The following is a 6536-nucleotide window of genomic DNA, read 5'->3' as shown; positions in this document are numbered from 1 at the left end:
GGACGAGCCGTGGTCGGAGGGCGGCAGCCGAGCCGGAGGTGGAGGGCGGCAGTCGAGCGAGGGGCGGAGGGCGGCGTGGACGGCAGCTGGAGGGCGGGCGCGGGTGGATGCCTGTCGCCTCTGGACGCTCGCACATGTGTCGGCGCCGCTCGGCCATGGTCGAGGTTCTCGTCCGGGGTTTGACTTGTGGTGACGGATGGGGCCGGGCAGGGGCTCGGCGGGATGCGGGAGTTGACGTTGACATGATCGAGGGTCCGTACTTCGTCCTGGTCGTGATCGGAGTGGTCGGGACCGGCCTGGTGGCCGGGGTCTTCTGTGCCTTCTCGACCTTCGTGATGCGCGGGCTCGCCGCGTTGCCGCCCGCGCAGGGCGTCGCCGCGATGAAGGCGATCAATGTGACCGCGCTGACGCCGGCGTTCATGCTGGTGTTCATCGGGACGGCGGTGCTGTGCGCGGTGATCGCCGTGGTGACGTTCGTGCTCTGGCCGGACGAGGGCACGGTGGAGCTGCTGCTGGGCAGCGCGCTGTACCTGTTCGGCTCGTTCGGGGTGACCATGGTGGCGAACGTGCCCCGCAACGAGGCACTGGCCAGGCTGGAGGCGGGCACTCAGGAGGCGGCGGCCTACTGGCCCACGTATGTGCGCGAGTGGACCGGGTGGAACCACATACGCACGGTCGCCTCGGCCGCCGCGGCGGTGTCGTATGTGCTGGCCCTCAGCTGACCCGTCCGCCGCTCTGCGCGGGTGGCCGGTGCGACGTATCGTGGCCGGAAGAGTGCGGCCCGCTGACGCACGGCTCCAGCACGTCACACGCGCACGCGAGGAAGACGGCCATGGCCGATCCCAAGGGTTTCATGACCACCCCCCGCCAGGACTGGCCGCGCCGGCCCGTCGAGGAGCGGGTCCGGGACTGGGACGAGGTGTACGTCCCCGGGGCGTTGCTGCCCATCGTCAGCAAGCAGGCCGACCGCTGTATGGACTGCGGCATACCGTTCTGCCACGACGCCTGTCCGCTGGGCAACCTGATCCCGGAGTGGAACGACCTGGTGTCGCGGGAGGACTGGCGGGCGGCGGCGGACCGGCTGCACGCGACGAACAACTTCCCGGAGTTCACGGGGCGGTTGTGTCCGGCGCCGTGCGAGGCGGGGTGCGTGCTGGCGATCAATCAGCCCGCCGTCACCATCAAGAACGTCGAGTGTGCCATCGCGGACCGCGCCTGGGAGGACGGCTTCGCGCAGCCGCGTCCGCCGGACCGGCTCTCCGGGCGGACGGTCGCGGTGATCGGGTCGGGGCCCACCGGGCTCGCCGCGGCTCAGCAGCTGACCCGGGCGGGGCACACGGTCGCCGTGTACGAGAAGGACGACCGGATCGGCGGGCTGATGCGGTACGGCATCCCCGCGTTCAAGATGGAGAAGCACCATCTGGAGCGCCGGATCGAGCAGATGCGTGCCGAGGGGACCAAGTTCCGTACGTCGACGGCGGTCGGGCGGGACGTCGGGGCGGCCGAGCTGCGCTCGCGCTACGACGCGGTCGTGATCGCCACCGGGGCCACGGCCTGGCGTGAACTACCCGTACCAGGGCGGGAGTTGGGCGGCATACAGCAGGCGATGGAGTACCTTCCGCTGGCCAACCGGGTGGGTGAGGGGGATCTGCAGGCGTCCCCCATGTCCGCCGCGGGGAAGCATGTCGTCATCGTCGGCGGCGGGGACACGGGGGCCGACTGTCTGGGCACCGCCGTACGGGAGGGCGCGGCGTCCGTGACCCAGCTGGACATCTACGCCCAGCCGTGCGCCGAGCGGGACGAGGACGCCGAGCCCTGGCCGACGTACCCGAAGATCTACCGGCTGTCGGCGGCGCACGAGGAGGCGCGCGATCTGGAGACGGCGCCGGCGGCCGACGCGGACGCGCGGCTGTTCGCTGCGTCCACGCTCCGCTTCACGGGCGACGCCGACGGGCACGTACGGTCGCTGCACCTGACCGAGGTGGACGCGGGGCGCCGACCGCTGCCGGGTACCGGGAGGGAGCTGTCGGCCGACCTCGTGCTGCTCGCCCTCGGCTTCTCCGGGCCGGACCGGGGAGACGGCCTGATCGACCAGTTGGGGCTGGCGACGGAGCCTCGCGGCACGATCACCCGGGACGCGGGGTTCGCGACGAACTCGCCCGGTGTGTTCGCCGCGGGGGACGCCGCCCGGGGGCAGTCGCTCATCGTGTGGGCCATCGCCGAGGGGCGGGCGGTGGCGGCGGCCGTCGACCGCTATCTGACGGGGAGTTCGCGGTTGCCGGCGCCGATCTCGCCGTACGACCGGCCCATGACCGTCTGACGCCCCGACGGGACCTGCGCCGCCGGGGCGCCTTCGCCTCGATACCTAGCGCCGCTCGTCCGTCCCCGCCACCTTCCCCGTCGCGAGCGCCACCCGGTTCCAGGTGTTGATCGTGAGGATCAGGGCCAGTACGTGGGCCAGCTCCTGGTCGTCGAAGTGGGCCGCGGCCCGGGCGTAGACCTCGTCGGGGACCCCGCCGTCGGCCACCAGGGTCACCGCCTCCGTGAGGGCCAGGGCCGCCTGCTCCTTCTCGGTGAAGAAGTGACGGGCCTCGCGCCAGACGGCGACCATGTGCAGCCGGTCCTCGCTCTCGCCGGCCTTGCGGGCGTCGTTCGTGTGCATGTGGAGGCAGTAGGCGCAGTGGTTGAGGTGCGAGGCGCGGATCTGGATCAGCTCGACGAGCGCCGGGTCCAGGCCCTCGCGGGCGGCCGCGTCGAAGCCCACGATGGCGCGGAAGACCTTCGGGGCGGACTTCGCGAAGTCCAGGCGGGTGCGGGCGGCCTCGGCCTCGTTGATGGACGCCTCGATGGACCCGGTGAGGGACCCGGTGAGGGGCTCGTTGATGGACTCGGCGCGCTTGGTGTGGATCGTGTTCGTCGTCGTCATGTGGACCAACCTACGAGCCGGAAAGACCGGCTGTAGGGTGCATTTCCATGGCGAAATCGTGGGTCAATTCGTGGGTCGACTCAGCGGAGCGGATCGGCGCCGACCTGCATCTGGAGCTGTCCGAGCCCTCCGGGCCGGGCGGGCGCCGGGCCGCGTTGACCCGTGCGCTGCGCGACGCCGTGCGCGAGGGCCGGCTGGCGCCCGGCACCAGGCTGCCGCCGTACCGCTCGCTCGCCGCCGACCTGGGGATCGCCCGCAACACCGTGGCCGACGCGTACGCGGAACTGGTCGCCGAGGGGTGGCTCACCGCGCGGCAGGGGTCGGGGACGAGGGTGGCCGAGCGTGCCGAGCCCCTGCGCCGCGCCGAGCGGGTGCCTCGCAGGACGGCCCACGTGCCGTCACGCGCGCGTGGACCTCGGCACGACCTGCGGCAGGGTACGCCGGACGCGTCGGCGTTCCCGCGCGCGGCCTGGCTGACCTCCTGCCGGCGGGCCCTGCAGCAGGCGCCGAACGAGGCCTTCGGGCCCGGTGATCCCGCGGGGCGCGTGGAGTTGCGGGAGGCGCTCACCGAGTACCTGGCACGCGCGCGTGGCGTACGTACCGAGCCGGGCCGGATCGTGATCTGCTCCGGGTTCGCACACGCCCTGCGGCTGCTGTTCGGCCAGGACCGGGGCGGGGGCGGGGGTGTGCTGCGCGGTCCGCTGGCCGTGGAGGCGTACGGGCTGGGCTTCCACCGGGAACTCCTCGCCGCCGCGGGCGTACGGACCGTACCGCTCCCCCTCGACGAGGACGGTGCCCGCGGCGACCTGCTGGGGCGCGAGCGGGCCGTGCTGCTCACGCCGGCGCACCAGTTCCCGACCGGCGGTCCGCTGCATCCCGAGCGCCGCGCCGCCGTGATCGACTGGGCACGCGCGCGTGCCGGTGTGGTGCTGGAGGACGACTACGACGGCGAGTTCCGCTACGACCGCAAACCCGTCGGCGCCGTCCAGGGCCTGGATCCCGAGCGGGTGATCTTCATCGGCTCGGTCAGCAAGAGCCTGTCACCGGCCGTGCGGCTCGGGTGGATGGTGCTGCCGGAGCGTTACGTCGACGGCGTGCTCGCGGCCAAGGGCGAGCGTGAGGCGTGGGCGAGCGTCCTCGACCAGCTGACCCTCGCCGACTTCATCGTCTCCGGGGCCTACGACCGTCATGTACGGCGCATGCGGCAGCGCTACCGGCGCCGTCGCGACCGCCTCGTGGCCGCCCTCGCCACGCACGCGCCGCACATCGAGGTCACCGGGGTCGCCGCCGGACTGCACGCGGTGCTGCGGCTGCCGCCCGGCACCGAGCGGTCCACGGTCAAGGCGGCCACCTGGCAGGGCATCGCCCTGGACGGCCTCGCCGAGTTCCGGCACCCGGACGCCACGGAATCGGACATGCCGGTCCGCGACGGCATCGTCGTGGGGTACGCGACGCCCTCGGAGCATGCTTACGGGGCGGCACTGGAGGCGTTGTGCGGGGTGCTGCCACCGGTGGGTGAGTGACGGGGGCCAGCCCAGCGCACCACGTTCGCAGCCCTCCTGACCGGGGAGGAGCCTCGCACATCGGCTCCTGCCCGGGGAGGAGCCGAGGGCTGCGAGGACTGCTGCCTGTGGACGAGTCGCGCCGCCCCGGCATACTGCTGCATTCTGATTTGTTCTCCCACATGTCCGAAAAGTGGCTTCTGGGCTACATGGATGCGAACAGGAGTGGGATCATCGGAGCAGGAGGCGCGCTGTCACCGCACCCGGGCCCGGGCCGGTAGCGGCTCGCCCCATCCTTCGTTCCGTCGTCAGGCGCAGGGCCACCCCAGCGCGTCCCCCCTGTTGGCGGTCGGTCCTGGAGGGTGTTCGATGACGACGCTGGACGAACGTCACGGGGAAGGCGCGCACGACGGGAAAGAGCGCCGGGACGACGTCGCTCTCGGCTCGGTCGAGGCACACGGCCCGGCCGTCGTCCCGCTGGACCGGCCCGGTGCCACGCTCCCCCGATCGATCGGGTCCAAGGCCGCGAACCTCGCCCGCGCGGCCGGCGCCGGGCTGCCCGTACTGCCCGGCTTCGTGATCCCGGACGGCGGCAGCGGTGACACCGTCGCCCTGCGGCGCGCCTGGGACGAGCTCTCCGAGGGCGGCGCCCGCCCGCTCGTCGTCCGGTCCTCCTCGCCGCAGGAGGACACGGCCGCGTCGTCTCTGGCGGGCCAGTTCGCCTCGGTGCTCGACGTCCGCGGCTGGCTGGGATTCCGTACGGCCGTACAGACCGTGCTCGACTCGGCGCACCGGCCCGACGGGTCCACGGCGCCGATGGCGGTGCTGGTGCAGCCCATGCTTTCGGCGCGCGTCGGCGGCGTGATGTTCGGCGCCGACCCGGTGGCGGGCCGGGCCGACCGGATCCTGGTCAGCGCGGTGCGCGGCGGGCCGGACAGCCTGGTCAGCGGCGCCGAGACCGGCACCGACTACTGGCTGAGCGGGCATGGCCGCCTCCTGCGTACCGAGTCGTCGCAGCCTTCACGGAGCGAGCCCTCGGGGAACCGGCGGCCTTCACGCTCGGAGAGCGGCTCGCTGCTCACGCGCTCCGAACTGTTCCGGCTGGCGCGGCTCGCACGGCGGGTCCGGCAGGTCTTCGGCGGACCGCAGGACGTCGAGTTCGGGTTCGACGCGGAGGGCCGGCTGTGGCTGTTCCAGAGCCGGCCGATCACCGCGATGGCGGCGCGACCGGCGCGCGGCGCACGGCTGCTCGGGCCCGGACCGGTGGCGGAGACGCTGCCGGAGCAGTTGGCGCCGCTGGAGGAGGACCTGTGGGTGGCACCGATGGCCCGCGGGGTCGCCATCGCGCTCGACATCGGGGGCACCGCGCCGCGCCGGCTGCTGAAGTCGGTGCCGGTGGTCACGACGGTGGGCGGGCGCGTCGCCGCCGACCTGCGACTTCTCGGCACCGTCCCGCCCCGGCACCGCTGGCTCGCGTTGCTCAACCCGGCGCCCGGAGCGCGTCGGCTCGGCGCGGCGTGGCGGGTGGGCCGCCTGGCCTCCGCACTGCCCGGACTGGCGACCGACCTCGCCGCCGACGTGGACCGCCACCTCGCCGAGATCCTGTCACCCGCCGAACTCACGACCCCCGTCCTGGCCGCCGAGCTCCGCTGGACCCGCCGCGTCCTGGTCTCCCTGCACGCCCAGGAGGCCCTCGCGGGCGCCCTCCTCGACGAACCGCCCAGGAGCCGCACGGCTGCCGGTACGGCCCTCGGGGCCCTGGCCGAGGCCCGCGCCCTGGGCATACCCGACGACCAGGTGACCGCCAGGAACCCCGTGATCCTCGCCCTCACCGCCCCGAGCCTGCGCGGACGGGAGCGCCTGCCGGACGCGCCCCCGCCGAGCCGGGTCAACGGCAGCCACCCGCAGGACCTCGCCCCGCCACGCCCGAGCGATCCCACCAGCCCGGCGCCCACGAGTTCCGCCCTCACCAACACCGCCACCGCCTCGGCCCTCCACCCGATCACCCACTCCACCGATCACCATCCGAAGGGCCACCTCACCCCCCACCCAGCCGCCATCAGTCCCACCGCCATCACAAGCAACACCGCCATAACAAGCCCCAAGAA

Annotated in this window: 5 protein-coding genes; 4 read left to right on the top strand and 1 reads right to left on the bottom strand. The window is 73.4% G+C overall.

Annotation, left to right across the window (positions count from 1 at the left end):
• Positions 1-242 precede the first annotated feature (242 nt).
• Together L0P92_RS40780 and L0P92_RS40775 are read left to right on the top strand one after the other, a co-directional pair.
• Complete coding sequence (locus L0P92_RS40780) at positions 243-722, top strand: anthrone oxygenase family protein (RefSeq protein ID WP_234768189.1); 480 nt, start codon at positions 243-245, stop codon at positions 720-722.
• Between the two features lie 110 nt (positions 723-832).
• Positions 833-2320, top strand: coding sequence for a glutamate synthase subunit beta (locus tag L0P92_RS40775; RefSeq protein ID WP_234768188.1), 1488 nt, complete (start codon positions 833-835; stop codon positions 2318-2320).
• A 45-nt stretch (positions 2321-2365) separates the two neighbouring features.
• On the opposite strand, the gene L0P92_RS40770 is transcribed toward L0P92_RS40775, so the two are convergent.
• On the bottom strand, positions 2366-2926 hold the full coding sequence (locus L0P92_RS40770; protein ID WP_234768187.1) for a carboxymuconolactone decarboxylase family protein: 561 nt from the start codon (positions 2924-2926) through the stop codon (positions 2366-2368).
• A 47-nt stretch (positions 2927-2973) separates the two neighbouring features.
• Here L0P92_RS40770 and pdxR point away from each other — a divergent pair, with 47 nt between their 5' ends.
• Positions 2974-4449: a MocR-like pyridoxine biosynthesis transcription factor PdxR gene (gene pdxR, locus L0P92_RS40765; RefSeq protein WP_234768186.1), complete on the top strand. Its 1476-nt coding sequence runs from the start codon at positions 2974-2976 to the stop codon at positions 4447-4449.
• 348 nt (positions 4450-4797) lie between these two features.
• A partial coding sequence (locus L0P92_RS40760; protein WP_234768185.1) for a PEP/pyruvate-binding domain-containing protein occupies positions 4798-6536 on the top strand: 1739 nt, incomplete at its 3' end.

The organism is Streptomyces muensis, assembly GCF_021474425.1.
Classification (GTDB): Bacteria; Actinomycetota; Actinomycetes; order Streptomycetales; family Streptomycetaceae; genus Streptomyces; species Streptomyces muensis.
Note: the sequence above shows the minus strand (reverse complement) of the source record. Positions and strands in the feature narration are given on the sequence as shown.